The sequence below is a fragment of the Streptomyces sp. NPDC104581 genome, assembly GCF_055583685.1.
Map to the genome: position 1 here is coordinate 1 of NZ_JBVJNN010000016.1, position 25,549 is coordinate 25,549.

The 25,549-nt window shown below is 71.2% G+C and carries 27 protein-coding genes, 1 tRNA gene and 1 riboswitch; of the genes, 10 read left to right on the top strand and 18 right to left on the bottom strand.

What is annotated here, in order from left to right; genetic code table 11:
* Positions 1-129: 129 nt before the first annotated feature.
* The gene (locus tag ACZ61E_RS15335) at positions 130-1,776 is read right to left on the bottom strand and encodes a DUF445 domain-containing protein (RefSeq protein ID WP_469700120.1); all 1,647 of its coding nucleotides are present in this window, start codon (positions 1,774-1,776) and stop codon (positions 130-132) included.
* A 209-nt stretch (positions 1,777-1,985) separates the two neighbouring features.
* Between ACZ61E_RS15335 and ACZ61E_RS15340 the strand changes: the two genes are divergently transcribed.
* A complete protein-coding gene (locus ACZ61E_RS15340) occupies positions 1,986-3,329 on the top strand; it encodes an SGNH/GDSL hydrolase family protein (RefSeq protein ID WP_469700121.1) in 1,344 nt (447 codons plus the stop codon).
* A gap of 247 nt (positions 3,330-3,576) precedes the next feature.
* On the opposite strand, the gene ACZ61E_RS15345 is transcribed toward ACZ61E_RS15340, so the two are convergent.
* From ACZ61E_RS15345 to ACZ61E_RS15360, 4 genes are read right to left on the bottom strand one after another with little or no spacing between them, the layout of a single operon-like run.
* The gene (locus tag ACZ61E_RS15345; RefSeq protein WP_469700122.1) at positions 3,577-4,266 is read right to left on the bottom strand and encodes a DUF1707 SHOCT-like domain-containing protein; all 690 of its coding nucleotides are present in this window, start codon (positions 4,264-4,266) and stop codon (positions 3,577-3,579) included.
* A gap of 31 nt (positions 4,267-4,297) precedes the next feature.
* Complete coding sequence (locus ACZ61E_RS15350) at positions 4,298-5,296, bottom strand: ABC transporter ATP-binding protein (RefSeq protein WP_469700218.1); 999 nt, start codon at positions 5,294-5,296, stop codon at positions 4,298-4,300.
* A gap of 59 nt (positions 5,297-5,355) precedes the next feature.
* Positions 5,356-6,219, bottom strand: a complete 864-nt coding sequence (locus ACZ61E_RS15355; RefSeq protein WP_469700219.1) for an ABC transporter permease — start codon at positions 6,217-6,219, stop codon at positions 5,356-5,358.
* 4 nt (positions 6,220-6,223) lie between these two features.
* Positions 6,224-7,024 carry an ABC transporter permease gene (locus tag ACZ61E_RS15360; protein WP_469700123.1) on the bottom strand — a complete coding sequence of 267 codons (801 nt, stop codon included), beginning with the start codon at positions 7,022-7,024 and terminating at the stop codon, positions 6,224-6,226.
* 222 nt (positions 7,025-7,246) lie between these two features.
* Here ACZ61E_RS15360 and ACZ61E_RS15365 point away from each other — a divergent pair, with 222 nt between their 5' ends.
* The gene (locus ACZ61E_RS15365; RefSeq protein ID WP_469700124.1) at positions 7,247-9,718 is read left to right on the top strand and encodes a transglycosylase domain-containing protein; all 2,472 of its coding nucleotides are present in this window, start codon (positions 7,247-7,249) and stop codon (positions 9,716-9,718) included.
* A 50-nt stretch (positions 9,719-9,768) separates the two neighbouring features.
* Here ACZ61E_RS15365 and ACZ61E_RS15370 read toward each other — a convergent pair whose 3' ends face one another.
* The 3 genes from ACZ61E_RS15370 to ACZ61E_RS15380 all read right to left on the bottom strand — a co-directional run bounded on the left by ACZ61E_RS15370 (position 9,769) and on the right by ACZ61E_RS15380 (position 10,986).
* Complete coding sequence (locus ACZ61E_RS15370; protein ID WP_469700125.1) at positions 9,769-10,089, bottom strand: DMT family transporter; 321 nt, start codon at positions 10,087-10,089, stop codon at positions 9,769-9,771.
* A gap of 32 nt (positions 10,090-10,121) precedes the next feature.
* Positions 10,122-10,187, bottom strand: a riboswitch (guanidine-III (ykkC-III) riboswitch).
* Positions 10,188-10,265: 78 nt separating this feature from the next.
* Positions 10,266-10,568 carry a GroES family chaperonin gene (locus tag ACZ61E_RS15375; RefSeq protein WP_203233751.1) on the bottom strand — a complete coding sequence of 101 codons (303 nt, stop codon included), beginning with the start codon at positions 10,566-10,568 and terminating at the stop codon, positions 10,266-10,268.
* Positions 10,569-10,665: 97 nt separating this feature from the next.
* Positions 10,666-10,986, bottom strand: a complete 321-nt coding sequence (locus ACZ61E_RS15380; protein WP_469700126.1) for a DUF3618 domain-containing protein — start codon at positions 10,984-10,986, stop codon at positions 10,666-10,668.
* A 158-nt stretch (positions 10,987-11,144) separates the two neighbouring features.
* Between ACZ61E_RS15380 and bcp the strand changes: the two genes are divergently transcribed.
* The 5 genes from bcp (at position 11,145) to ACZ61E_RS15405 (ending at position 14,861) form a co-directional block, all read left to right on the top strand.
* Entirely contained in the window at positions 11,145-11,612 is a 468-nt protein-coding gene (gene bcp, locus ACZ61E_RS15385) for a thioredoxin-dependent thiol peroxidase (RefSeq protein WP_023541465.1), read from the top strand.
* A gap of 133 nt (positions 11,613-11,745) precedes the next feature.
* Positions 11,746-13,242 (top strand): glycine betaine/L-proline transporter ProP, encoded by a 1,497-nt coding sequence (gene proP, locus ACZ61E_RS15390; protein WP_469700127.1) that lies wholly within the window; start codon positions 11,746-11,748, stop codon positions 13,240-13,242.
* Positions 13,243-13,369: 127 nt separating this feature from the next.
* Positions 13,370-14,050 carry an HNH endonuclease signature motif containing protein gene (locus tag ACZ61E_RS15395; RefSeq protein WP_469700128.1) on the top strand — a complete coding sequence of 227 codons (681 nt, stop codon included), beginning with the start codon at positions 13,370-13,372 and terminating at the stop codon, positions 14,048-14,050.
* Positions 14,047-14,724 carry an HNH endonuclease gene (locus ACZ61E_RS15400; RefSeq protein ID WP_469700129.1) on the top strand — a complete coding sequence of 226 codons (678 nt, stop codon included), beginning with the start codon at positions 14,047-14,049 and terminating at the stop codon, positions 14,722-14,724. The genes ACZ61E_RS15395 and ACZ61E_RS15400 overlap by 4 nt, the downstream gene beginning before the upstream one ends.
* A 53-nt stretch (positions 14,725-14,777) precedes the next feature.
* A tRNA-Leu gene (locus ACZ61E_RS15405) sits at positions 14,778-14,861 on the top strand.
* A gap of 47 nt (positions 14,862-14,908) precedes the next feature.
* On the opposite strand, the gene rdgB is transcribed toward ACZ61E_RS15405, so the two are convergent.
* The 4 genes from rdgB to ACZ61E_RS15425 form a co-directional block, all read right to left on the bottom strand.
* Positions 14,909-15,511 (bottom strand): RdgB/HAM1 family non-canonical purine NTP pyrophosphatase, encoded by a 603-nt coding sequence (gene rdgB, locus ACZ61E_RS15410; RefSeq protein WP_469700130.1) that lies wholly within the window; start codon positions 15,509-15,511, stop codon positions 14,909-14,911.
* A 33-nt stretch (positions 15,512-15,544) separates the two neighbouring features.
* Complete coding sequence (locus ACZ61E_RS15415) at positions 15,545-15,928, bottom strand: hypothetical protein (RefSeq protein ID WP_469700131.1); 384 nt, start codon at positions 15,926-15,928, stop codon at positions 15,545-15,547.
* 103 nt (positions 15,929-16,031) lie between these two features.
* Positions 16,032-16,769: a ribonuclease PH gene (rph, locus tag ACZ61E_RS15420; RefSeq protein WP_469700132.1), complete on the bottom strand. Its 738-nt coding sequence runs from the start codon at positions 16,767-16,769 to the stop codon at positions 16,032-16,034.
* 128 nt (positions 16,770-16,897) lie between these two features.
* The gene (locus tag ACZ61E_RS15425) at positions 16,898-17,131 is read right to left on the bottom strand and encodes a PTS sugar transporter subunit IIB (RefSeq protein ID WP_078077135.1); all 234 of its coding nucleotides are present in this window, start codon (positions 17,129-17,131) and stop codon (positions 16,898-16,900) included.
* A 203-nt stretch (positions 17,132-17,334) separates the two neighbouring features.
* Here ACZ61E_RS15425 and ACZ61E_RS15430 point away from each other — a divergent pair, with 203 nt between their 5' ends.
* Positions 17,335-18,618, top strand: a complete 1,284-nt coding sequence (locus ACZ61E_RS15430) for a PTS transporter subunit EIIC (RefSeq protein ID WP_469700133.1) — start codon at positions 17,335-17,337, stop codon at positions 18,616-18,618.
* A 339-nt stretch (positions 18,619-18,957) separates the two neighbouring features.
* The gene (locus tag ACZ61E_RS15435; protein WP_469700134.1) at positions 18,958-20,220 is read left to right on the top strand and encodes a PTS transporter subunit EIIC; all 1,263 of its coding nucleotides are present in this window, start codon (positions 18,958-18,960) and stop codon (positions 20,218-20,220) included.
* 157 nt (positions 20,221-20,377) lie between these two features.
* Here the strand turns inward: ACZ61E_RS15435 and ACZ61E_RS15440 are convergent, their stop codons facing one another.
* Positions 20,378-21,130: an MBL fold metallo-hydrolase gene (locus ACZ61E_RS15440; RefSeq protein WP_078077132.1), complete on the bottom strand. Its 753-nt coding sequence runs from the start codon at positions 21,128-21,130 to the stop codon at positions 20,378-20,380.
* Positions 21,131-21,341: 211 nt separating this feature from the next.
* On the opposite strand from ACZ61E_RS15440, the gene ACZ61E_RS15445 reads away from it, so the two are divergent.
* Positions 21,342-21,869, top strand: coding sequence for a type II toxin-antitoxin system PemK/MazF family toxin (locus tag ACZ61E_RS15445; RefSeq protein WP_469700135.1), 528 nt, complete (start codon positions 21,342-21,344; stop codon positions 21,867-21,869).
* A gap of 282 nt (positions 21,870-22,151) precedes the next feature.
* Here ACZ61E_RS15445 and ACZ61E_RS15450 read toward each other — a convergent pair whose 3' ends face one another.
* The 5 genes from ACZ61E_RS15450 to ACZ61E_RS15470 form a co-directional block, all read right to left on the bottom strand.
* A complete protein-coding gene (locus tag ACZ61E_RS15450) occupies positions 22,152-23,102 on the bottom strand; it encodes a PLP-dependent cysteine synthase family protein (protein ID WP_469700136.1) in 951 nt (316 codons plus the stop codon).
* On the bottom strand, positions 23,102-23,419 hold the full coding sequence (locus tag ACZ61E_RS15455; RefSeq protein WP_469700137.1) for a MoaD/ThiS family protein: 318 nt from the start codon (positions 23,417-23,419) through the stop codon (positions 23,102-23,104). The genes ACZ61E_RS15450 and ACZ61E_RS15455 overlap by 1 nt, the downstream gene beginning before the upstream one ends.
* Before the next feature lie 92 nt (positions 23,420-23,511).
* The gene (locus tag ACZ61E_RS15460) at positions 23,512-23,625 is read right to left on the bottom strand and encodes a putative leader peptide (RefSeq protein ID WP_469700138.1); all 114 of its coding nucleotides are present in this window, start codon (positions 23,623-23,625) and stop codon (positions 23,512-23,514) included.
* 69 nt (positions 23,626-23,694) lie between these two features.
* The gene (locus tag ACZ61E_RS15465) at positions 23,695-24,498 is read right to left on the bottom strand and encodes an ABC transporter ATP-binding protein (protein ID WP_469700139.1); all 804 of its coding nucleotides are present in this window, start codon (positions 24,496-24,498) and stop codon (positions 23,695-23,697) included.
* Positions 24,495-25,547: a FecCD family ABC transporter permease gene (locus ACZ61E_RS15470; RefSeq protein WP_469700140.1), complete on the bottom strand. Its 1,053-nt coding sequence runs from the start codon at positions 25,545-25,547 to the stop codon at positions 24,495-24,497. Before ACZ61E_RS15470 ends, ACZ61E_RS15465 begins: the two co-directional genes overlap by 4 nt.
* Positions 25,548-25,549 lie beyond the last annotated feature (2 nt).

A 25,549-nucleotide genomic window follows, 5' to 3' on the forward strand; every position in this document is an offset into this window, starting at 1 on the left:
CCCCCCCCCCCCCCCCCCCCCCCCCCCCCCCCCCCCCTCCCCCCCCCCCCCCCCCCCCCCCCCCCCCCCCCCCCCCCCCCCCCCCCCCCCCCCCCGGCTCTGTCGGGCCGGGCTGCGGGCGGCCGGCCCTCAGCTCAGCGCGTGGGAGATCGTGTAGATCAGCAGGCCCGCCAGCGCGCCCACCACCGTGCCGTTGATGCGGATGAACTGGAGGTCGCGGCCGATGTGGGCCTCGATCTTCTTGGACGTGTGCTTGCCGTCCCAGCTCGCGACCGTGTCGGAGATCAGTGAGGTGATCTCGCCCCGGTACGTCGTCACGACGTAGTCCGCCGCGTCCTCCACCCAGCCCTCCAGCTTCCGCTGGAGCCTGCCGTCCGTCGCCAGGCGGGCGCCGAGCGAGAGGAGGGAGGCACGGGCGCGCAGGCGCAGTTCGCTGCGGTCGTCCTCGGCCGCGGCGAGGATCATCGCGCGTACGGAGGACCACGCCGACGCGATGATGTCCTGCACCTCGGGGCGGGCCAGCAGGTCCGACTTGAGGCGTTCGACGCGGGCGCGGGTCTCCGTGTCGGACTGGAGGTCGGAGGCGAAGTCCCGGAGGAAGCGGTCGATCGCGCCGCGCGCCGGGTGGCTCGGCATGTCGCGCATCTCCGTGACGAAACGCAGCAACTCCTTGTAGACGCGGTCGCCGATCCTGCGGTCGACGAAGCGCGGTGTCCAGCCCGGCGCACCGCCCTGCACCGCGTCGACGACCGAGTCGCCGTGCTCGACCAGCCAGTCGTGCCCGCGGGCGCAGATCAGGTCGACGGCGCGGTGGTGGGCGCCGTCGTCCACGACGCGCGCCAGCATCTTCCCTATGCCGGGGGCGATCTCGGCGGCGTTCGCGCGGCGGGTGATCGCCTCGCCGACGACGGCTTGGACGTCGCTGTCCCGCAGGACGGTCAGCGCGCCGCGCAGGGCGGTGGCGAGTTCGGCGGTGACGCGGTCGGCGTGGGCGGGCTCGGCGAGCCAGGCGCCGAGCCGGCCGCCGATGCCCAGCCCGCGCAGCCGGGTCCGTACGACGTCGGAGGAGAGGAAGTTCTCCCCCACGAACGAGCCCAGCGAAGCGCCGAGTTGGTCCTTCTTGTTCGGGATGATCGCGGTGTGCGGGATGGGCAGGCCGAGCGGGTGGCGGAACAGCGCGGTGACGGCGAACCAGTCGGCGAGCGCGCCGACCATGCCGGCCTCGGCCGCCGCCGCGACATAGCCGGGCCAGCCGGTGACGCCCGAGTTCTCCGCCCAGGTGGCGAGGATGTAGATGACCGCGACGAACAGCAGCAGGCCGGTCGCGGTGGCCTTCATACGCCGGACGCCGCGCCGCTTCTCCTCGTCGGCGGCGGTGAAACCGAGGGAGCCGAGGGGGGAGAACGGCGGGCGCCTGCCGGGGCCCGAGCCGCCGGAACCGGCTGCCGGGCCGGACCCGGGACCCGGTCCGGGGCCCGAGCCGCCGCCGCGCCCGTTACCGCTCCCAGGGCCGGAGCCCGCTCCCGTACCCGAGGAGCCCGCGCCTTCTCCGGGCTCCGGACGGGAGGTGATGGCCGTCGCCGACCGGCCCGCGCGGGCCGGCCCGGAAGTGGCCCCCTCCGTACGGCCGGAGCCCGCCGCGTCCGCGCCGCCGCCCACGGGCAGGGACCGCCCGGCCGCGGGCCCCTCGGGCGCCGGACACCCGGGCGCCGGCCCGGCCGCGTCCGCCCCCGTACCCCTCACCCTGCCCGGATCAGCCGGATCGCGTCGTTCCATTCACTCCACCCATCCGCATACGTGCCGCCGTGCCGCTGTCGCCGCCGGGCCCGGGCCCTGCCGTCGTGTACCCGGATACGGCCCGTCGACGGGGCCCTTGCCCACCCGTACGCATTGTCCCTACCTCTCGTACTCCCGGGGCGCATCCCGAGTTCCCGCGCCATGCCGGATGATGTCCTTTGTACGTAGGTGAGGGAGACACGGGGGACATGAACAGACAACGGGGATTCGCCCTGCTCGCGGGCCTTCTGGCGATAGTGGCGCTGGTGTGCGTCACGATATTCGCCGGGGTCGGCGCGCTCGGCGGCGGCGGGGGCCGTGACGAGAACAGCATCGACCGGGCGGCGGCCTCCGGAAGCGGGGCGGGCGGCGGCGGGCGTACGTCCGTGGGGTCCGCCGCGCCGGCGTCCGCAGACGCGTGGGTCGGGACCTGGGCCGCCGCGCCGGCCGGGATCGAGCCCGGTGTGCCCCGCGGCCATGTCGGCCGCTCGCTACGCAACGTCGTGCACACCAGCATCGGCGGCAGCGCCGCCCGCATCACCCTCTCCAACCTCTTCAGCCGCGAGGCCCTGCTCATCGGCAGTGCCTCGATCGCCGTCGCCCGGCACAAGGAGGACGCCGAGGCCGCCGCCGGCACCATGCGCCGCGTCACCTTCGGTAAGAGGACGTCGGTCGTCGTGCCGCCGGGCGGGCGCGTCGTCAGCGACCCCGTACGGCTCCGGGTGGCGCCCGACACGGACCTGCTGGTGACCGTCTACACGCCCGCGCCCGGCGGTCCCGTCACCTACCACCCGCGCGCCCTGCGGACGTCGTACACGGCGCTGGGGGACCGTACGCGGGACGTCAGTCCGAGCGCGTACATCGAGCGCGCCCCGGTGTGGCGTTACCTCACCGCGGTCGATGTGCTCAACCGGCAGGCACGGGGCTCGGTCGTCGTCATCGGTGACTCGATCACCGACGGCATCGGCTCGTCGTACGACGCCGACCGGCGCTGGACCGACACGCTGGCGGACCGGGTGCGCGGCAGCGGTCTCGGAGTCGTCAACGCGGGCATCAGCGGCAACCGTCTGCTGCGGCAGAGCCTGGCGGTCGGCAAGGGACCGAGCGGTGTCTCCCGCTTCGGGCGCGACGTCCTGGAACGGGCGGGGACCGAGGCCGTCTTCGTCGAGCTGGGCATCAACGACATCATCCGCGAGCCGCACGAGACCGATCCGGACCGGATCACGGCCGGTCTGAAGGCCCTCACCCGGCAGGCGCACGCCCGCGGGCTGCGGGTCGTCGGCTCGACGCTCACCCCCTTCGGCGGCAACCCGCGCCACACCGACGAGCTGGAGTCCGTACGGGACCGGGTCAACGACGCCATCAGGTCGGGCGAGGTCTTCGACCGGACCGTCGACTTCGACCGGCTGCTGCGCGATCCGTACGCCCCCGACCGGCTGCGGCCGGAGTACGACTCGGGGGACGGTCTGCATCCGAGCGACGCCGGTTACCGGGCCATGGGGCGCTTCGTGAAGCTGGGAGACCTGATCGGCAAGGAGCCCGCCCAGCTCTGACCGCGGGGGCGGAGGTCGCTCAGGGCTGAGTGCCGGGCCGCGAATCCGTCCAGCCCCGCGGGCGACCTCACGGCCCGCCCGGCACCGAAAGCGGGCCCCGCGCTCAGCTCCGAAGACCGGCCCGCACGTCAGTTCAGGTCCGCGAGCCGGCACGCGGGCCCGCCCAGCCCTGCGGGCGCCCTCGCGGGCCCGCCCGGCACCGAAAGCGGGCTCCGCGCTCAGCTCCGGAGGCCCGCCCGACGTCCGCTCAGTCCAGTTCCTTGCGGAGCCTGTTCTTCTCCAGCTCCGCCTTCTTGCGCTCCTCTTTGAGACGGCGCTTCTCCGCCGCCCTCATCTTGCGCTCCACGCCCACGCCGCCCATCATCGAGAACCCCGTGACGATCACCCGGGGCGACCCGGGACTCACATCGGTGGCCTCGCCGCTCTCCCCGAAGCCGCCCATGATCCCGAAGCCGCGCACCGTGACGTCCATGTCCGGCGGTACGGTGACGTGGACGCCGCCCATCAGGGTGAAACAGCGGATGACCACGTCACGCTGCTCGAACTGCGCCTCGCGCAGATCGATCTCGCCACCGCCCATGCAGACCGTCGCGACGAACTTCGGACCGACCGTCCACGAGCCCTTGCGGTTGAATCCGCCCCAGATGGCGAGCGCCCACTTGGACGTCGCGGCGCCCCGGCCGACCTTCGCCGCCCACCGCCCGCGCCCGTCCTCGTCGCCGGTACGCGCCAGGCCGCCCGTCGCCGTGCCCACCGCCGGCAGGTCGCGTACGAGCGGCTCCAACTCGCCGTGTGTACGGGCCTTGTACGCCGCGTCGAGACGGGTGTCGAACTCCGCCATGTCGATGCGCCCCTCGGCCACGGCCTCGCGCAGCAGTTCGGCGACGCGCTCGCGCTCGGCGTCGGAGGCGCGCATCTCGGGAAGTTCACTCGTCATACGCTCAGACTAGTCAAAGGTGAGTCGGACGTCACAGCGCCGATCGCTCCGCCGGCTCCGGGAGCTTCCTCCGGGAGAGCATCTCCGCGATGACGGACTCGATGTCCGGCTCCCGCACCGACAGGTCCACCAACGGATACTCCGCCGCGATCCGTGCCACCAGCGGCGCCGCCGACTCCGCCGCCGGGAACGCCAGCCACTGCCGCGGCCCCTCCACCCTCACCACGCGCGCCCCCGGCAGCTCGACCGCCGGCAGCTCCCGTTCGAGGTCGACGACCAGTGTCCGTTCACTCGCGCCCACCTCGTGCAGCCCGGCGAGCACCCCGTCGTACATCAGCCGGCCGTGGTCGATGACCATGACCCGCTCGCAGAGCTGCTCGATGTCGGTGAGGTCGTGCGTGGTCAGCACCACCGTCGTACGGCGCTCCGCGTTCAGGTCCCGCAGGAACTCCCGGACCCTGGCCTTGGAGATCACGTCCAGACCGATGGTGGGCTCGTCGAGGTACAGCACCTCCGGATCGTGCAGCAGCGCCGCCGCGATGTCGCCGCGCATCCGCTGGCCGAGCGAGAGCTGCCGTACGGGGACCTCCAACAGCTCAGCCAGTTCGAGCAGTTCGACACAGCGCTCCAGATTCTCCCGGTAGCGCCGGTCCGGGATGCGGTACATGCGGTGCACCAGCCGGTAGGAGTCGATCAGCGGCAGGTCCCACCAGAGGGTCGTGCGCTGGCCGAACACCACGCCGATCCGGCGCGCCAGCTTCGTGCGCTCGCGCGACGGGTCGATTCCGGCGACGCGCAGCCGGCCCGCGCTCGGCGTCAGGATGCCGGTGAGCATCTTGATGGTGGTGGACTTGCCGGCGCCGTTGGGGCCGATGTAGCCGACCATCTCACCGCGTGCCACCCGGAAGGTGATGCCGTCGACCGCGCGCACCTGGTGCTTCTGGCGGCGCAGCAGACCCGCCCTCCTCCGGACGTCGAAGACCTTCTCGACGCCGTCCAGTTCGATGAGGCCCGAGCCGTCCGCGTCCATGTCCCTCACGTGTCCCTCTCCCGTCGCTGATCCCCGTCCCCGGTCCGTGCCCATCGCCCCTAACTCCCCGTGCTGCGGTACGCGCGCAGCCCCACCCGCCACGCCGCCCCCGCCAGCACACAGCTCCCCACCGCGACCAGCGGCGGCAGGAACGCCACCCAGTCCGGCAGCCCCAGCGGGTCCTCACGGCCCATCACGTACAGCGCGGGCAGCCAGTTGACGAAGGCGAGCGGCACCACGAAGGTCACCCCGCGCACCAGGTCCTTCGCGAAGACCGTCGGCGGGTACTGGAGCAGTGTGGTGCCGCCGTACGTGAAGGAGTTCTGCACCTCGGCGGCGTCCTGTGCCCAGAACTGGAACGCCGCGCCCGCCACGAACACCGCCGCGAAGATCGTCGCGCCGCTGAGCAGCATCATCGGGACCATGGCGATCTTCAGCGGCGTCCAGTCGATGTCCAGCACCGTCAGCGCGTATCCGAACACCAGCAGGCCCTGGGTGATCCGGCCCAGCCGCCGCAGCGCGAACCGGTCCGCCGCGACCTGCGCGAGCACCGGCACCGGCCGCACCAGCAGGGTGTCGAGGGTGCCGTCCCTGACCCGGCGGCCCAGCCGGTCCATCGAGCCCATGCACAGATCGGCCAGCCCGAAGGCCGCGCCCGCGGCTCCGTACAGGAAGGCGACCTCGGGCAGCGAGTAGCCGCCCAGCTGGTCGACGTGGGAGAACATCAGCAGGATCGCGACGAAGTCGAAGGCGGTCGCGGCGAAGTTCCCGAAGGCCGTCATGGCGAACGACGCGCGGTAGGCCATCGTCGACCGCACCCACATGGCCACGATCAGGCCGTACGCGCGCAGCCCCTCCCACAGCGGCGAGCGCGACCACTCGCCGGTGCCCGCCCCGATGTCGGCCACCCCGGCGTCCGCCATCCCGTCAGCCACCCTGCACCACCACCCGTCGCGTCGCCACGGACTGGACCAGCCGGCCGAGCGTCAGCAGCGCCAGCGCCCAGCCGGCCTGGAAGGCGAACGCCCCGAGCAGCCCCCAGCCGGTGTGGCGGCCGAGGAAGACGTCCGCCGGCACCTGGAGCAGCGACGACCACGGCAGCACTCTCGCGATCTCGCCGAGCAGACCGGGGAACAGCGTCAGCGGCAGCAGCATCCCGGAGAAGAACAGCCCGGTCAGGAAGGCGATCTGGCCCACGCCCGCGCCGTCCATCAGCCAGAACGCCGACAGGGCGACCAGGAAGCGCACGGAGAAGCTGACCACCACCCCCAGGAACACGGAGAGGAGGAAGGCGAGCCAGGTCAGCGGATCACCGGGCAGCGCCAGGTCGAAGGCGAGCGCGCCGAGCGCCATGGGTACGATCCCGCGCCCCATCAGATGGAAGGCGGCGCGCCCCAGGTCGCCTGCCAGCCACCACAGTTGGAGATCCGCCGGCCGGTAGAGATCGATCGCGACGTCGCCGGTCCGGATGCGCTCCATCAGCTCGTCCTCGAAGCCGCCGCCCATCATGGCGCAGGTCATCAGGAGCGCCTGGCCGAGCCAGACGTAGGTGAGGGCCTGCGAGAGGTCGTAGCCGCCGAGCTGCGGCCGCTGGTCCCAGAGCGCGGTGTAGGTGTACGCCACGATGAAGCCGAAGACGGTGTTGGTGAACACCCCGGCGGCCGTGGCGGTCCGGTATGTCGCGTGGCGGCGGAAGCCACCCGCCGCGACGACCGCGTACAGACGCACGTCAGCACTCCCCCTCGGGCCCGTTACGTGTGATGTCCCCGTGCCGTTCCCGCTGTACGGCACCAAAGCGCACGACCCTAGCCCAAGGGAGTCAGCCACCGCGAGCGGTTATCCGGTCGGCGGCTCCGCACCGGTCCGACCGTGTTTCATAGTGCCTCACACGAATCACCCGAATAACCCGTAACGCCCGATACGCAACCCGGTCGAGGAGCCTCCGTACACATGAGCGACGCGCAGCAGCAGGGCTGGGACCCGCGCGACCCGACGGACCGCGTCCCCGGCACGGTGACGGGCGGCCCGGCCGCCCTCGACGGCAGGGGCGCCGGCCCGGGGACCGGCCGCGAGGGGCGCGCGGGCCGCCGCGGGCGCACCGGCTGGCGGCGGATCCTGCCCACCTGGCGGATGCTGTTCGGCGCCTTCCTGACCTGCGCGTTCATCCTCATCGGCGGTTTCATCGGCGGCTACACCCTGGTCAAGATCCCGCCCGCCAACGTCGCCGCCGTCGCCCAGTCCAACGTGTATCTGTACGAGGACGGCAGCCAGCTCGCACGCGACGGCGAGGTCAACCGCGAGAACGTGCCGCTCTCCCAGATCCCCTCGCACGTCCGCCGCGCCGTACTGGCCGCCGAGGACCGGGACTTCTACAACGAACCCGCCGTCGACCCCCAGGGCATGGCCCGCGCCGCCTGGAACACGATGACCGGCAAAGGCACGCAGGGCGGCTCCACGATCACCCAGCAGTACGTCAAGAACTACTACCTCGCGCAGGAACAGACCGTCGTCCGCAAGGGGAAGGAGTTCTTCATCGCGATCAAGCTGAACCGGGAGGAGAGCAAGGCGCAGATCCTGGAGGGGTACCTCAACACCAGCTACTTCGGGCGCAACGCTTACGGTGTCCAGGCCGCCGCGCACGCCTACTACGGCAAGGACATCCAGGACATCGACACGGCGGAGGGCGCCTTCCTGGCCGCGCTGCTCAACGCGCCCAGCGCGTACGACGTGGCGGTGCACCCGGAGAACAGGGCGCAGGCGGAGGGCCGTTGGAAGTACGTACTCGACGGCATGGTCACCGAGAAGTGGCTCTCCCCCGCCGACCGGGCCGCGCTGACCTTCCCGGCGCCCGGTGAGGCCAAGCCGTCCACCGGCCTCTCCGGGCAGCGCGGCTACATCGTCCAGGCGGTCGAGGACTACCTCACCGAGAACAAGATCATCGACGACAGCACGCTCGCCAGCGGCGGCTACCGGATCACCACCACGCTCCAGCGGCCCAAGCAGAACGCCCTGGTCGCGGCCGTCGACGAACAGGTCATGACGAAGGTGGACGACAAGCGGGCGGCCGACCGGAACGTCCGGGTGGGCGGGGTCTCCATCGACCCGGCGACCGGCGGGGTCGTCGCCATGTACGGCGGTGTCGACTACACGCGGCAGTACGTGAACAACGCGACCCGCCGGGACTACCAGGTCGGCTCCACCTTCAAACCGTTCGTGTTCACCGCCGCCGTCGAGAACGGGTCGCACACCCAGGACGGTGAGCGGATCACGCCCAACACCGTCTACGACGGCACCAACAGGCGCATGGTGCAGGGCCCCGACGGACCCACCGGTTACGACCCCGCCAACGAGGACGACATCAGTTACGGAGACGTCACCGTCAGCGAGGCAACCGACAAGTCGGTCAACTCCGTGTACGCGCAGATGGCGCAGGACGTGGGCCCCGCACGGGTCCGCGGCACCGCGGTCGACCTCGGCATCCCCGGCGACACCCCCGATCTCACCGCCTCGCCCTCCATCGCCCTCGGCCCGGCGACGGCGAGCGTGCTCGACATGACCGAGGCGTACGCGACGCTCGCCAACCACGGCGCGCACGGCACGTACACGATGGTCACGAAGATCACCAAGGACGGCAGGACCGTCGAACTGCCGCGCCAGAAGCCCGGGCAGGCGGTCAGCCGCCAGGCCGCCGACACCACCACGGCGATTCTCCGGAGCGTGGTGGAGGACGGCACCGGCATGGCGGCCCAGTCCGCGAACCGCCCTGCGGCCGGCAAGACGGGGACGGCGGAGGACGACAAGGCGGCCTGGTTCGCCGGTTACACACCCGACCTCGCGACCGTTGTCGCGATCATGGGCGCGGACCCCGGGACGGCGCGGCAGAAACCGCTGTACGGCGCGCTCGGTCTGGACCGCGTCAACGGCGGCGGGCCGCCCGCGCAGATCTGGGGCCAGTTCACGGCGGCGGCGCTCGAAGGCACCGAGCCCACGGATTTCGAACTGACCCTGGAGGACGGCGTGGAGGACATCTCCCCGCCGGACGAGGAGTCGGGCCCGCCCGACGAGCCCTCGTCGGGCGGCCGGTCGGAGTACCCCGGCGAGTCCGGAGAGCCCGACGCGCCGGGCGGGCAGGGTGGGCCGGGCGGGCCTTCCGGACAGGGCGGGGGCACGGCGCAAGGCCAGAGCCAGGGCGCCGGCCCCGGCGGGAACCAGGGCCGGACACCGGGCGGCGGCGGGGGCTCCGACGGCGGCGGTACGGACGGGGGTCAGGGCGACGGCGGCGCACAGGGCCGAGGCCAGGGCCGGCAGAACGGACTGACCGACGGGCTCATCGGAGGCGGCGGCGCGGCGGACGACGGGGGCGGCGCGGCGGACGGAGCCACCCGGAGCACCACGCCCCGCGCCGTACACCCGCCTCACTGACACCCGTACTCCCCGGGTGGCCCGACCCGCCGGGGAGTACGGGACGGCCCTCAGTGACCCGACGTCGCCTTGAGGCCCACCACCGCCACCAGCAGCAGACAGACGAAGAAGATCCGCGCGGCGGTCGCCGGCTCGCCGAGGACCACCATGCCGACGACGGCGGCCCCGGCCGCACCGATGCCGACCCACACGCCGTACGCCGTACCGATCGGCAGCGTCTTGGCGGCCTGGGAGAGCAGCAGCATGCTGACGACGATTCCGGCACCGGTGAACACGCTCGGCCACAACCGGGTGAATCCCTCGGTGTACTTCATCCCGATCGACCAGCCGACTTCGAGCAGACCGGCGACGACAAGCAGGACCCAGGCCATGACGGCACCTCCGGGCGAGAACGCGAACAGGGGGTGCGTCGTCTTTCGATTGACCCGGTACGGCGCGTCTCGTCGGGGTCCCCCAAACGTAGCAAAGAGACGGCGGAAGGGCCCGGTGACGATGGTCACCGGGCCCTTCCGCCGTCCGTCGTGCTCGCCGCTCCGTCTCGCGTCGTCTAGAGGTACAGGCCCGTGGAGTCCTCCGACCCCTCGAAACGGTCGGCCGCGACCGCGTGCAGGTCCCGTTCCCGCATGAGTACGTAGGCCACGCCCCGCACCTCGACCTCGGCACGGTCCTCGGGGTCGTACAGCACCCGGTCCGCGGGCTCCACCGTCCGCACGTTCTGGCCGACCGCGACCACCTCGGCCCAGGCGAGGCGCCGGCCGACGGCGGCGGTCGCCGGGATGACGATGCCGCCGGACGAACGCCGCTCGCCCTCCGGGATGTCGGTCCTGACCAGCACGCGGTCGTGCAGCATCCGGATGGGCAGCTTGTCACTGGCGGTGTCGGGGGAGTTGTCGCTCACGCCCACGAACCTACCCGCCCGGACCGCCGCCCCATGACGGGCCCCGTGTTCAGAGCCGGCGACGGCGCGCCGACAGCGTGAGCAGGCCGACCACACCCACGACCACCAGCGCGACCGGGACGAGCCGCTCCAGCCGCGGAGCGCCGTCCTCCGAGACGAACTTGTGCTTCACGCCCGTCACCGTGCGATTCACCGCGACATATGCCTTGCCCGCGGTCTGGTCCACCCGGGAAACCATCCGGGCCTTCGCGTCACCCATGATCGTCTGCGGGTGCACCCGCACCCCGATCTCGTCGAGCGTCTCGGCGAGCTGGTCGCGCCTGCGGACGATGTCCGCCTCGATCTGCGCAGGGGTCCTGGCATCCGACACCGCGCTGCCTCCGTCGTCGTATCCGGTTGTTTTGGTCCTTCGGTCCTTCGCGTGCACCGACAGTCTGTCAGCTCGGCCGCTCTCGCACCCCGCGGCGCCCCTACTACGCTCGGCCCGATACCACCGGGCGGTCTGCCCGCCCCGTACCGAGGAGAACCATGAGCGAGCGACTTCAGCCGGGCGACACCGCCCCCGCCTTCACCCTGCCCGACGCGGACGGCAACGACGTCTCGCTCGCCGACCACAAGGGACGCAAGGTCATCGTCTACTTCTACCCCGCCGCGCTTACCCCCGGATGCACCAAGCAGGCCTGCGACTTCACCGACAACCTCGACGTGCTGGCCGGCGCCGGCTACGACGTCATCGGCGTCTCGCCCGACAAGCCGGAGAAGCTCGCCAAGTTCCGCGACAAGGAGAACTTGAAGGTCACGCTGGTCGGCGACACCGACAAGGCCGTCCTCACCGCTTACGGCGCGTTCGGCGAGAAGAAGCTCTACGGCAAAACGGTGACCGGTGTCATCCGCTCGACGGTCGTCGTCGACGAGGAGGGCAAGGTCGAGCGCGCGCTGTACAACGTCCGGGCCACCGGCCACGTCGCGAAGATCATCAAGGATCTCGGCATCTAGCGTCCGCCGTCCGGGGCAGCGGCCGGGGGCCCGAGCCGGGGTCCCCGGCGCCGTGGCCCCGGCTTGCGGGTCCCGCGGCGCGGTGCGGAGGCTTTCCCGAGGACTCACGTCCCCGAGGAAAGGAAACCGGACCATGGCGGCACCCGAGCGCGACCAGGTTGCCGACTCTCCGGCGGCCCGCCGTCACCCGCGTCTCTTCCGGGCCCTGCGGCGCCGCAGGAACCCACGACTGCGCAGGTCGGACATCACCGTCACCGACGAGGCGGCCGTCAGGCGGGCCGTGAAGGCGGCGTCGCTCGGCAACGCCATGGAGTGGTTCGACTTCGGGATCTACAGCTATCTGGCCGTCACCATCGGCCACGTCTTCTTCCCCTCGGGCAACGACACCGTCCAACTCCTCTCCTCGTTCGCGACCTTCGCGGTGGCCTTCCTCGTACGGCCACTCGGCGGCATGTTCTTCGGTCCTTTGGGTGACCGGATCGGCCGCAAGAAGGTCCTGGCCATGACCATGATCCTGATGGCGGTCGGCACCGGCGCGATCGGGCTGATCCCGTCGTACGCCACCATCGGCTTCTGGTCCCCCGTTCTGCTGATCCTCTTCCGGCTCGTGCAGGGGTTCTCCACCGGCGGCGAGTACGGCGGGGCGTCCACCTTCATCGCCGAGTACGCCCCCGACAAACGGCGCGGCTTCTTCGGCAGCTTCCTCGAATTCGGCACGCTCGCGGGGTACGTCGGCGCGGCCGGGCTCGTCACCGGGCTCACCGCCTGGCTGGGCTCCGACGGCATGGCGGCCTGGGGCTGGCGCGTACCGTTCCTGGTCGCCGCGCCGCTGGGACTCATCGGTCTCTATCTGCGGCTGAGGCTGGACGAGACCCCCGCGTTCGCCAGGATGGAGCAGGACTCGGCGCGTACGTCCGAGGCCGCCGACGCGGTCGAGAGCAGCACCACCTCGGACCTCGGCAAGATCTTCCAGGACCACTGGCCGAGGCTGATCCTCTGCGTCTGTCTCGTCGGCGCGTACAACGTCACCGACTACATGCTGCTGTCGTACATGCCGACGTACCTCTCCGACGAGCTCGACTACAGCGACACCCACGGGCTGCTCATCCTGCTCGGCGTGATGGTCGCGCTGATGGCGATCATCAACCAAGTGGGCCGTCTCAGCGACCACTTCGGCCGCAAGCCGCTCCTGATGGCCGGCATGTTCGGCTTCCTGGTGCTCTCCCTTCCGGCGTTCCTGCTGATCGGACAGGGCAGTTACCTCGCGGTCGTCGCCGGGATGGCCATGCTGGGGCTCTCCCTGGTCTGCCTCCTCGGCACCATGTCGGCGGCCCTGCCCGCGCTCTTCCCCACGAGCGTCCGCTACGGGTCCCTGTCGGTGGGCTACAACCTCTCCGCGTCCCTCTTCGGCGGTACGACCCCGTTCGTGATCACCGGTCTGATCGGGCTCACGGGCAACAAGCTGATGCCCGCGTACTACGCGATGTTCGCGGCCCTGGTCGGCGTCGTCGCGGTGGCCTGCATGAGGGAGACGGCGCGTCAGCCGCTGGAGGGGTCGCCGCCGTCGGTGGAGACCCAGGAGGAGGCCGTGGCGCTGGTCACGGCGATGGCGGCCGAGCGGAGGTTCTGAGACCTGATCTTCGCTGTTCGCCACGGCGTGTGCCGCGACTTGTCCACATTTTGGTCGTGACCATCCGATTAACGGTTCGTTGCTCCGTACGGGGCCGCGAACGCGCGGCCGGATACGGAGCGACATCATGCCGGTGAGTCCCTATACGCGGCGGCGCCTCGCCGAAGCGGCTGCCTCGTCACGGACGCTGTCGGAGGCACTGGTCAAGTTGGGCGTGGATCCCCGGAGTTCGACACGACGCTATATACGGGACCGCATGAAGGCGATGGGCATCACGACCTCCCACTTCCAGCGGGAGGGAACACGCTGGACCAGGGAAGTACTCGCGCCCGCCGTGGCGGCCTCGACGACCATGTGCGATGTGCTGCGACGCCTTGGACTCGACGTGGTCGGCGGCCACCACACCCACATCAGCCGCCGTGTGAGAGCCCTCGGCATCGACACGTCCCACTTCGTTCAGCCGTCCGGCGCGGGAGGGCCGAGGCGTAGAGGGACGCCGCGAGAACTGCTGGTGGAGCAGGAGACCTCCGTCGCACGGCGTGTACCGGGCGCACGGCTGAAGGTGGCGATGACCGCGCTCGGCGTCCCCGAGCGCTGCGCGCTGTGCGGTACGGACCCCGTCTGGCGGGGCCGGCCCCTCCCGCTCGAAGTGGACCACATCGACGGGAACTGGCACGACAACCGGTTGGAGAATCTTCGCCTCCTGTGCCCCAACTGCCACTCGGCGACCGACACTTACCGGCGGCTCGCGAGGGAAAGCCGGACAGCGGCGAGGCTTCCCGCAGTGCCGGCGGCGCGCGGCCGATGAGAGGGAGCACTCGCTACACACGCGAGCAGCTGGTCGAGGCGGCGGAGCGGTGTTCCGATGTCGACGAGGTCATAGCGCTCTTCGGCACGCGCCCCTACGGCCGACTGCGCCGGTATCTGCTCAGGCGCTTCGCTCACTTCGGCATCGATGTCTCACATTTCCGCCGCCAAGAGGGTGGCACGCGGGCAGACCTGCGCCCGACCCCGGCCGAACTCCGCGACGCCGTGAGCCGGTCCGAATCCGTCGCCGAGACTCTTCGGCAGATCGGGAAACCTGACAACAGCCGCCAGCGAGCCCGGCTCCGCGGCTGGGTGGCCACCGACGGTCTCAGCACCTCACACTTTCTGGGGCAGGCACACCAGCGCGGCAGACCGTCGCCGACCCCGGCCAAGAGGCCGGAGGACGTACTCGTCAAGCACAGCGGGAAGGCCCGCACCAGAACCGTACGTCTGCGCAGGGCGCTGCTCGACATCGGCGTCGAGATGCGCTGCTCCGGGTGCGGGACCGGACCCGAGTGGCACGGACGGCCGATGACCCTCGAGATAGATCATGTCAACGGCGACCGAAGCGACGACCGTGCCGAGAACCTGCGGCTTCTCTGTCCCAACTGCCACGCGGTGACCACCACGTGGTGCCGAGGCGGTGGAAAACGCCCTTCTGGAAGCCAGGCATAGGCAGCTGTCGCGTATCGGATCAATCGCGGGCCCGATAGCATGTCTGGCGACCAGCGGCCGTTGCTGAATTGGTATAAGCGCGACACTTAGGATGTCGTGGGAGAAATCCCATGTGGGTTCGAGTCCCACCGGCCGCACCGCATACGAAGGGCCACCCCACAGGGCGGCCCTTCGGCGTGACCGCTCAGCCCAGCAGTTCCCGCACCACCGGCGCCAGCGCCCGGAACGCCTTGCCGCGGTGGCTGATCGCGTTCTTCTCCGCCGGGGTCAGTTCCGCGCAGGTGCGGGTCTCGTTCTCCGGCTGGAGGATCGGGTCGTAGCCGAAGCCGCCCGTCCCCGACGGGGAGTGGCGCAGTACGCCGTGGAGTTGGCCCTCGACCACCCGCTCCGTGCCGTCCGGGAGGGCCAGGGCCGCCGCGCAGGCGAAGTGGGCCGCGCGGTGCGGGGGCGCGATGTCGGAGAGCTGGGCCAGCAGCAGGTCCAGGTTGGCGCGGTCGTCGCCGTGGGTGCCGGCCCAGCGGGCGGAGAAGATGCCGGGGGCGCCGCCGAGGACGTCGACGCAGAGACCGGAGTCGTCGGCGACGGCCGGGTGGCCGGTCGCGCGGGCCAGGGCGTGTGCCTTGAGCAGGGCGTTCTCGGCGAAGGTGACGCCGGTCTCCTTGACGTCCGGGATGTCGGGGTAGGCATCCGCGCCGACGAGGTCGTGGGTGAGACCGGCGTCGGCGAGGATGGCCTCGAGTTCGGTGATTTTCCCGGCGTTGCGGGTGGCGAGGATCAGGCGCGTCATGCCTCGATTATCCGCCCGGGGCCGGGAGGTCCGTCACGGGGTGCAGACCTTGCCTATCTCGGCGGCCGCGTCCGTCACGGGGGTGAGGTCGGGGGTGGCGTCGCCGCTCTCGATCGCCTCGCGGACGGTGCCGACGCCGGTGTCGAGGTCCTCGACCGCCTTGCTGAGGTCGGCGTTGTCGGTCTTGTCCTTGAGGTTGTCGAGTTCGGTGTCGATGTCGTTCAGGGCCTCTTCGGCCTGCGTCGGGTCGTCCGTCGCGGTGGAGATGGCCTGTTGGAGCTTGTCGACGCTGGTGGCTATGGCGTCGGCGGTCTGGACGCAGTCGAGGGCCTTGTCGAGTGCGCCGCAGCCGGCCGCCCCCGTGAGCGTGAGCAGGACGGCGGCTGTGGTCACCGCGGTGCGTCGGCGCGAGGCCATGGGTCGGTTCCCTCCCTTGGTGCGGAAGGGCGGTACGGCAGGTCCGTCCGCCCTTGAGAGTCGCGACAGTAACGACGCGGGACCCCGCCTCTTGGTTGCCTCTTTACCTTTCGAGGGTCTGTTCCAGGACAGCGCTCTGGAGCGCGGCGAGTTCGGCGCAGCCGCTGGTGGCGAGGTCGAGGAGGGTGCCGAGTTCCTCGCGGTCGAAGGGCTCGGCCTCGGCGGTGCCCTGGACCTCGACGAAGCGGCCGTCGCCGGTGCAGACGACGTTCATGTCGGTGTCGGCGCGCACGTCCTCCTCGTAACAGAGGTCGAGGAGGGGGGCGCCGTCGACGATGCCGACGCTGACGGCGGAGACCGTTCCGGTCAGGGGCTTGCGGCCGGCCCTGACGATCTTCTTGCCCCTGGCCCATTCGACGGCGTCGGCGAGGGCGACGTACGCGCCGGTGATGGCGGCGGTGCGGGTGCCGCCGTCGGCTTGGAGGACGTCGCAGTCGACGACGATCGTGTTCTCGCCGAGGGCCTTGTAGTCGACGACCGCGCGCAGTGAACGGCCGATGAGACGGGAGATCTCGTGGGTGCGCCCGCCGATCTTGCCGCGGACGGCCTCGCGGTCGCCGCGGGTGTTGGTGGCGCGGGGCAGCATCGAGTACTCGGCGGTGACCCAGCCTTCGCCGCTGCCCTTGCGCCAGCGCGGGACGCCTTCCGTCACGGAGGCGGTGCAGAGGACCTTGGTGTCGCCGAAGGAGATGAGTACGGATCCTTCGGCGTGCTTGCTCCATCCGCGTTCGATGGTGACGGGGCGGAGCTGTTCGGGGGTGCGGCCGTCGATTCGAGACATGGCCGTGAGCCTAGCGGGACCTGACCGGGGGGTTGGGGCCCGCCGTTGGGATCGGGCCCGGTTCCGGTTCTCCGCCCGGGTACGGCGGTTGTCCGGGATCGGGCCCCTCGGCGGGCTTCGCCCGGCGCCTACATCATGTCCTCGATGTCGGCGGCGATCGGGTCGGCGTCCGTGCCGATGACGACCTGGATCGCGGTGCCCATCTTGACGACGCCGTGTGCGCCGGCGGCCTTGAGCGCGACCTCGTCGACCTTGGCCGGGTCCACCACCTCGGTACGGAGGCGGGTGATGCAGCCTTCGACCTCTTCGATGTTCTCGATTCCGCCGAGCCCGGCGACGATCTTCTCAGCCTTGCTGGCCATGTCTTGCTCCCTGCTGTCCAAGGGGTGGGGTCCCGGTTCACCGTGGATCCGATTTTTCACGGTAACTCACGGTTGGCCCATCTTCACGGGCGGGTGACCGCCCCGTACCGAAAGATGACGGTCACCGGCGACACGCCGCCCGCGGCCCGGCCCGGGGAGCGTATCGCAACTGGTCTACACCACTGTGCCACGGGAGGACGCCGATGGGTTCGACGGGTGCCGAGGCGTCGGCCACTCCCCCGGCGGCGCACCGACGGCGGCGGTGGAACGGTCTCTTCCAGGGGCTCCAGAAGGTGGGGCGCAGCCTCCAGCTCCCGGTGGCCGTGCTGCCGGCGGCGGGCCTGCTCGTCAGCCTGGGCAATCTCTTCGCGGCGTATCTGCACGGCCCCTTCTGGGACCGGACCACCAAGGTCTTCCTCCAGGGCGGCAACGCGATCCTGGACGGGAGCTTCGGGCTGCCGCTGCTGTTCTGCATCGGGGTCGCGATCGGCTTCGCCAAGCGGGCCGACGGGTCCACGGCGCTGGCGGCCGTCGCGGGCTTCCTCGTCTACCACAACGTACTGGCGGCGTTCCCGGCCGACGGCACGGTCACCGCCGAACTGCCGGACGGGGAACCGCAGAATCCGGGGGTGCTCGGCGGCATTCTGATCGGGCTGCTCACGGCGGTGGTCTGGCAGCGTTTCCACCGTACGAGGCTGGTGGACTGGCTCGGTTTCTTCAACGGCCGCCGTCTGGTGCCGATCCTGATGGCGTTCCTCGGGGTGATCCTCGGTGTGCTGTTCGGGCTGCTGTGGCAGCCGGTGGGTGACGCGCTGACGGCGTTCGCGAAGCACCTGATCAATCTGGGCGCGTGGGGCGCGGGCATCTTCGGTGTCGCGAACCGGCTGCTGATCCCGATCGGGATGCACCAGTTCCTGAACACCTTCTTCTGGTTCCAGGCGGGCGAGTTCACCACGGAGGACGGGACCGTGGTCCAGGGCGACCTGACGCGGTTCTTCGCGCAGGACCCGACGGCGGGTCAGTTCATGTCGGGCTTCTTCCCGATCATGATGTTCGGGCTGCCGGCCGCCGCGCTGGCGATCGCGCACTGCGCGCGGCCCGAGCGGCGCAAGGAGGTGACGGGCCTGATGGTCTCGGTGGCGCTGACCTCGTTCGTGACGGGGGTCACGGAGCCGCTGGAGTTCTCGTTCATGTTCGCCGCGCCGCTGCTGTACGGGCTGCACGCGCTGTTGACGGGTGCGTCGATGGCGATCACCTGGGCGCTCGGCGTGCACGCCGGGTTCAGCTTCTCGGCCGGGCTGATCGACTACGTCGTCAACTGGCATCTGGACACCAAGCCCTGGCTGATCATCCCGATCGGGCTCTGCTTCGCGGTCGTCTACTACACGCTGTTCCGGTTCGCGATCACGAAGTTCGACATCCCGACCCCGGGTCGGGAGCCGGTGGAGCTGGAGGAGGAGGTCGAGCGGCGGAACACGGGCAAGTGAGGGAAGCGTGCCGCCGGGGAGGGTGAGGGGTGAGCGGGGACGGCGGGTGAGCAGTGGCGCCGGACCACCCGCCGTGACCCGCGCGGAGCCCCTGGAAGGGCCCCCGGACCATGAGGTCCGGGGGCCCTTCCGTGCGCCCGCGGCGGCCCGGCCGCCGGCCTGAACCATCGAGTCCGGATCGAGAGGATTCGAAGGTTCCTTATTCAACCCTCACCGTGTTACAAATGGTCTACACCACTCATAGGTGTAGACCACATGGCCGCGCGCCGTGTTCCCGGGTCACCGCCGATCCTCATCGTGCCTGCTCAGCGGCGGTGCCTTGTCCTCTGGAGGAAGTTGATGTCCACGGCCAGCGCCGCCCCCGCGGCGAACAAAAAGGGCTCCGGCGTGATGTCCGTCATGCAGCGCATCGGCCGCAGCCTCATGCTGCCGGTCGCGGTGCTGCCGGCCGGCGCCCTGCTGGTGCGTCTCGGCAACCCCGACATGCTCGGGCGCGAGTCGTTCCCCGCCTTCGTCACCAAGATCGCCGGTTACATGGCGGCGGGCGGCGGCGCGATCCTCGACAACATGCCGCTGCTGTTCGCCGTCGGCATCGCCATCGGCTTCGCCAGGAAGTCGGACGGCTCCACCGCGCTGGCCGCCGTCACCGGCTATCTGGTCTTCCAGAAGGTCCTCGCCACCTTCACGGACGGAAATCTGCCGCAGGTCGCGAACGTCGTCGACGGCAAGATAGTCATGTCGGACGCCCCCGTGAACGCGGGTGTCCTCGGCGGTGTCGTGATGGGCATCGTGGTCGCCCTGCTCTACCAGAAGTTCTACCGGACGAAGCTGCCCGACTGGGCGGGCTTCTTCGGCGGCCGTCGCCTGGTCCCGATCCTGTCGGCCTTCGCCGGTCTGCTCATCGGCATCGCCTTCGGCCTCATCTGGCCGGTGCTCGGCGCCGGTCTGCACAACTTCGGTGAGTGGCTGGTCGGCTCGGGCGCCGCGGGCGCCGGTATCTTCGGCGTCGCGAACCGGGCGCTGATCCCGATCGGCATGCACCACCTGCTGAACTCGTTCCCGTGGTTCCAGGCCGGTTCGTACGAGGGCAAGAGCGGTGACATCGCTCGCTTCCTCGCCGGGGACCCGTCGGCCGGACAGTTCATGACCGGCTTCTTCCCGATCATGATGTTCGCGCTGCCCGCCGCCTGTCTCGCGATCTACCACTGCGCCCGGCCCGAGCGCCGCAAGGTCGTCGGCGGCATGATGTTCTCGCTCGCGCTCACCGCCTTCGTCACCGGTGTGACCGAGCCGATCGAGTTCACGTTCATGTTCATCGCGCCGGTGCTGTACGCGATCCACGCGGTGCTGACCGGTGTCTCCATGGCGCTGACCTGGGGCCTGGGCATGAAGGACGGCTTCGGCTTCTCCGCCGGCGCGGTCGACTTCTTCCTCAACCTGGGGATCGCGACGAATCCGTGGGGCCTGGCCCTGGTCGGACTCTGTTTCGCGGCCGTCTACTACGCGGTCTTCCGCTTCGCCATCGTCAGGTTCAACCTGCCGACGCCCGGCCGGGAGACGGACGAGGAACTGGCGGAACTCCAGAAGGCCGAGGCGAAGTAGGACCTCCGCGCGAGCGCGCGACGGTGCCCCCGGCCGCAGAGGCCGGGGGCACCGTCATGCCATGGCTCATAGCGCGGGAATCGTGGACGGGGATGTCCGGCACGGTTCCGCGGTCCGGATCGGGCGCGTTCGGCGACCGCCGTCCGGAGCCCGCGGCTCAGATCTCGTACACCGCGCCGGGCGTGGCGAGTTCGGCCGGTCCGCCGTACTCCGCCCGCGCGTCGTTCAGATTCCGCTCGGCGTCCGTCCACGGCGGGATGTGGGTGAGGACGAGTCTTCGTGCCCGCGCGCGGGCGGCGTGCTCGCCGGCCTCACGGCCGTTGAGGTGGAGCCCCGGGATGTCCTCCTTGCCGTAGGTGAACGCGGCTTCGCAGAGGAACAGGTCCGTGTCGTGCGCCAGCTCCACCAGGGCCTCGCTGACGCCGGTGTCCCCGGAGTAGGTGAGCGACCTGCCGTCGTGCTCGACCCGGATGCCGAACGTGTCGACGGGGTGGGCCAGCTTCTCCGTACGGACCGAGAAGGGCCCGATCTCGAAGGAGCCCGGCTTGAGCGTGTGGAAGTCGAACACCTCGCTCATGGACTTCTCCGTCGGGGTGTCGGCGTGCGCGGTGGTCAGGCGCTGCTCGGTGCCGTCGGGGCCGTAGACGGGGATGGTGTCGCAGCGTCCGCCGTCGTGGCGGTAGTAGCGGACGACGAAGTAGCCGCACATGTCGATGCAGTGGTCGGCGTGGAGATGGCTGAGGAAGATGGCGTCGAGGTCGTAGAGACCACAGTGACGCTGCAACTCGCCGAGGGCACCGTTGCCCATGTCGAGGAGCAGCCGGAAGCCGTCGGCCTCTACGAGGTAGCTGGAGCAGGCCGATCCCACGGAGGGGAAGGAGCCCGAGCAGCCGACGACGGTGAGCTTCATGGAGCGTGAACCTCCGTGGCGTGGAAGGGGGGCGACGGGGGTCGTTCGGTCTGTCGAGCGTAAAGCGCCAAAGGGCTGGTCGCTCCTCCACACCGGTCCGTTGTGGGGGAACTCACCTGCTCTGTCACCGGTTCGGGCGGACCTCGGCGCGGGCGGCGGGGCGGGGATCGCGGGGCACATGGCCGGGAATCGCGCGGGTACGGTCTGGGGCATGAACACGACCTGGTGGGTGGCTCTGATCGTCGTGGTGGTGCTCGCGATGGTCGCCACGGTGGTGGACGGGCGCGGTCGCGGCCCGCGGCCCCCGCGCGGGCGCTCCCGGCGCACCCGGCCGCCGGGCGGCACGGATCGCAGGCCGCCGCGGGGGCCCGCCGGGAGGAGGACGGGCGGCGGGACCGGCGCGGGAAGTGGCACGAAGACCGGGAACCGCGAGCCCAGGCCGGGTGAGATCTGGTGGGCGATGGTGCCGTACGAGGACGGGCCCGGGGCGAAGGACCGGCCCTGTCTGGTGCTCTCGGTACGGGGCCGTACGGTGCTGGTCGCGAAGATCACCAGTAAGTTCCACGAGGAGCGCCCCGGTGTGATCCCGCTTCCGCCGGAGGCGGTGGGCGACGCGGACGGACGGCGCAGCTTCCTGGAGACGGACGAGCTGCGGAGGGTCGACGCGAAGGCGTTCCGCCGGCGGGTGGGGCCGGCGGATCCGGGGCTGTGGCGACAGGTGCGGCATCTGGCACGGTGACGGGCCCGGCCCGCGCCGGTTCGGGCGCCTTCCGGGACGCGCCCCGGGCGCGCGTGCCGCGAGGGCGGTGGCGCGGTCGGCGAACAGGCCCACGGCGCAAGCCCGTTCAGGGGCGGCCGGGACCAACGGAGGCCGGACCGCTCCGCTCTTGACGAGTCCGTCGGGCAACAAACCCGGTCCGGCCCGCACGCCGACCGGCGTCCCCCCGGGGGGAGTGGTGTGGACCGGGCCGGACCGGGCGGACCGTGAGCAGGCCCGCCCGGCGCCCGTGCGAAGGACGGCTCAGGCCCAGAGCTGGCCCTGGAGCGTCTCGATCGCCTCTTCGTCCGTGGCGGCCGTGTAGACGCCGGTGGAGAGGTACTTCCAGCCGCCGTCGGCGACGACGAAGACGATGTCGGCGCTCTCGCCCGCCTTGACGGCCTTGTTGCCGAGCCCGATCGCCGCGTGCAGGGCGGCGCCGGTGGAGACGCCAGCGAAGATGCCTTCCCGCTGGAGCAGTTGGCGGGTGCGGGTGACGGCGTCGGCGGAGCCGACGGAGTAGCGGCTGGTGAGGACGGACTCGTCGTACAGCTCGGGGACGAAGCCCTCGTCGAGGTTGCGCAGGCCGTACACGAGGTCGTCGTAGCGCGGCTCGGCCGCGACGATCCTGACGTCGGGCTTCTGCTCGCGCAGGTAGCGGCCGACGCCCATCAGGGTGCCGGTGGTGCCGAGGCCCGCCACGAAGTGGGTGACGGACGGCAGGTCGGCGAGGATCTCGGGGCCGGTGGTGGCGTAGTGGGCGCCCGCGTTGTCCGGGTTGCCGTACTGGTAGAGCATCACCCAGCCGGGGTTCTCGGCGGCCAGCTCCTTGGCGACGCGCACGGCCGTGTTGGAGCCGCCCGCCGCCGGGGACGGGATGATCTCGGCGCCCCACATGGCGAGCAGCTCGCGGCGCTCCTGAGAGGTGTTCTCCGGCATCACGCAGATGATCTTGTAGCCCTTGAGCTTGGCGGCCATGGCGAGGGAGATGCCGGTGTTGCCGCTGGTGGGCTCCAGGATCGTGCAGCCCGGTGTGAGCCTGCCGTCCTTCTCGGCCTGTTCGACCATGCGCAGCGCCGGGCGGTCCTTGACGGAGCCGGTCGGGTTGCGGTCCTCCAGCTTGGCCCAGAGCCGGACGTCGTCCGACGGGGAGAGCCGGGGCAGCCGTACGAGGGGGGTGTCGCCGACGACCGCGAGCGGGGAGTCGTACCGCATCAGAGCGTGTGCGTGTCGGGCATCGGCTTCTCGGGCGCGCCGCCCGCGACGGCGGGGAGGATGGTGACGCTGTCGCCGTCGGTGAGCTTGGTGGAGATGCCGTCCAGGAAGCGGACGTCCTCGTCGTTGAGGTAGACGTTGACGAAGCGGCGGAGCTGGTCGCCGTTGGCGCCGTCGACGATGCGCTCGCGGATGCCCGTGTGGCGGGATTCGAGGTCCGTGAGCAGCGCCGCGATCGTGTCACCGGTGCCTTCGACGGCCTTGGCTCCGTCGGTGTAGGTGCGGAGGATGGTCGGAATGCGGACCTCGATGGCCATGGCGTGTGCTCCTGTCGGAGAAGAGGCGTGACGGGCGCGCGGCTCTGCCCCCGCGCGGGGGGTGGTGCTCGGGACGGGCGTTTCCGCCGGGCTCAGGCGGCAGCGCCGACCGTACACATGGCGCTGGCGAGGCGGCACAGGTCGACGTGCAGCCGCGCGACCAGCAGTTCGCCGGGCGTCTTGTCGCTCACGTCGTGGGAAACCATGGGGTCATCGTATCGATTCCCGGTCCGCATCCCGGTATGCCGTCTCTCATTCCGGACGTTCGGTGTTCGTCAGATGGACGGGACCGGCGGCTGGGGCAGATAGACGACGGTGGGGGCGCCGGTCCGGGGGTGCGGTGCGACCTCGGCCTCCACCTCGTAGACGGCCGCGAGGAGGGCGGGGGTCAGGACCTCGGCCGGGGTCCCGGACGCGACGACGGCACCGGCTTCGAGTACGTAGAGGCGGTCGCAGTAGTACGCGGCGAGATTCAGGTCGTGCAGGGCGAGCAGCTTGGTCGCCGCCGACTCCCGCATCAGGGTGAGGACTTCGAGCTGGTAACGGATGTCCAGATGGTTGGTGGGCTCGTCCAGGACGAAGAGCGCGGGCCGCTGGACCAGTGCGCGGGCGACGAGGGCCCGCTGGCGTTCGCCGCCGGAGAGGGAGGGGAAGGCGCGGTGGGCGAGGGGCGCGATGCCGACCCGGTCGAGCGCGGCGTCGGCGAGCGCGGTGTCGGCCGCCGTGTCCGCCTCCCAGAAGCGCCGGTGCGGGGAGCGGCCCATCGCGACGACCTCGCGGACGGTCAGCTCGAAGTCGGTCTGCCCGTCCTGCGGGACGGTGCCCACGCGCCGGGCGCGCTCCTTGGCGGTCATGGTGTGCAGGTCGTCGCCGTCCAGCAGCGCCCGGCCGTGGGTGGGGCGCAGCGCCCCGTACACACAGCGCAGCAGGGTGGTCTTGCCGCTGCCGTTGGGGCCGACGAGTCCGACGGTCTCGCCCGGTGCGGCGGTGAGATCGACGGCGTCGACGAGGTGCCGGCCGTCTCCCGTTCCGTAGGAGAGTCCCTCGATCCGCAGCGAGGCGGCCGTTCGGTCGCTCATACGGGGGCTCCTTCGGGACGGCGGCGCATCAGCCACAGGAAGAACGGGCCGCCGATGAGGGCGGTGAGGACGCCGACGGGGATGTCCTGCGGCGCGGCGACGGTCCGGGCGGCGAGGTCCGCGACGACGAGGACGACCGCGCCGCCGAGCGCGGCGACCGGCAGCAGCGGCCGGTGCGCTGCCCCGACCGCCATGCGCGCGGCGTGCGGCACGAGCAGTCCGACGAAGCCGATGGCGCCGCTGGCGGCGACCATGACGCCGGTGACGAGTGAGGCGAGGACGAACACGGCGGCGCGGAAGCGCGCGGTGTCCAGTCCGAGTACGGTCGCGCCCTCCTCCCCCACCAGCAGCAGGTCGAGGGGTCTGGCGAGCGCCATGAGGACGGCGGTGCCCGCGGCGAGGACGACGGCCGGGACGGCGAGCGCGCCCCAGCGGGCGCTGCCGAGGCCGCCGAGCGACCAGAACAGCGCTTCCTGGAAGTGTTCGGGCCGGGCCGAGACGACCAGGACGAGCGTGGTGAGCGCGGACAGGATGTACGAGACGGTCACCCCGGCCAGTACGAGCCGCCCGCCGGTCATGGTGCCGCCGCGCCTGGCCAGCGCGTAGACGAGGGTCATGGCGGTGAGCGAGCCGGCGAAGGCCGCCGCAGGCATGGCGACGGTGGTGGTGATCCCGGCGCCGACACCGCCGCCGACACCGAGGACCAGGACGAGTACGGCGCCGGCGGACGCCCCCGAGGAGATGCCGAGGAGGAACGGGTCGGCCAGCCGGTTGCGGACGAGGGCCTGGAGGACGGTCCCGACGACGGCGAGCCCGGCGCCGACGACGGCGCCGAGCAGCACGCGCGGCAGCCGCACGTCCAGGACGATCGTGCGGAAGGGACTGGGCTCCGCGCCGCCGGTGAGGATCGTGAGGACCTCACCGGGCGGGATACGGACGGAGCCGAGCGCGAGCCCGGCGACGGCGGCGCAGGCGAGGGCCACGGCGAGCGAGGCGAGCACGAGGGCGTGCCGCAGCCGGCGGTGGCCGGGCGGGGTCCGGCAGGTCATGA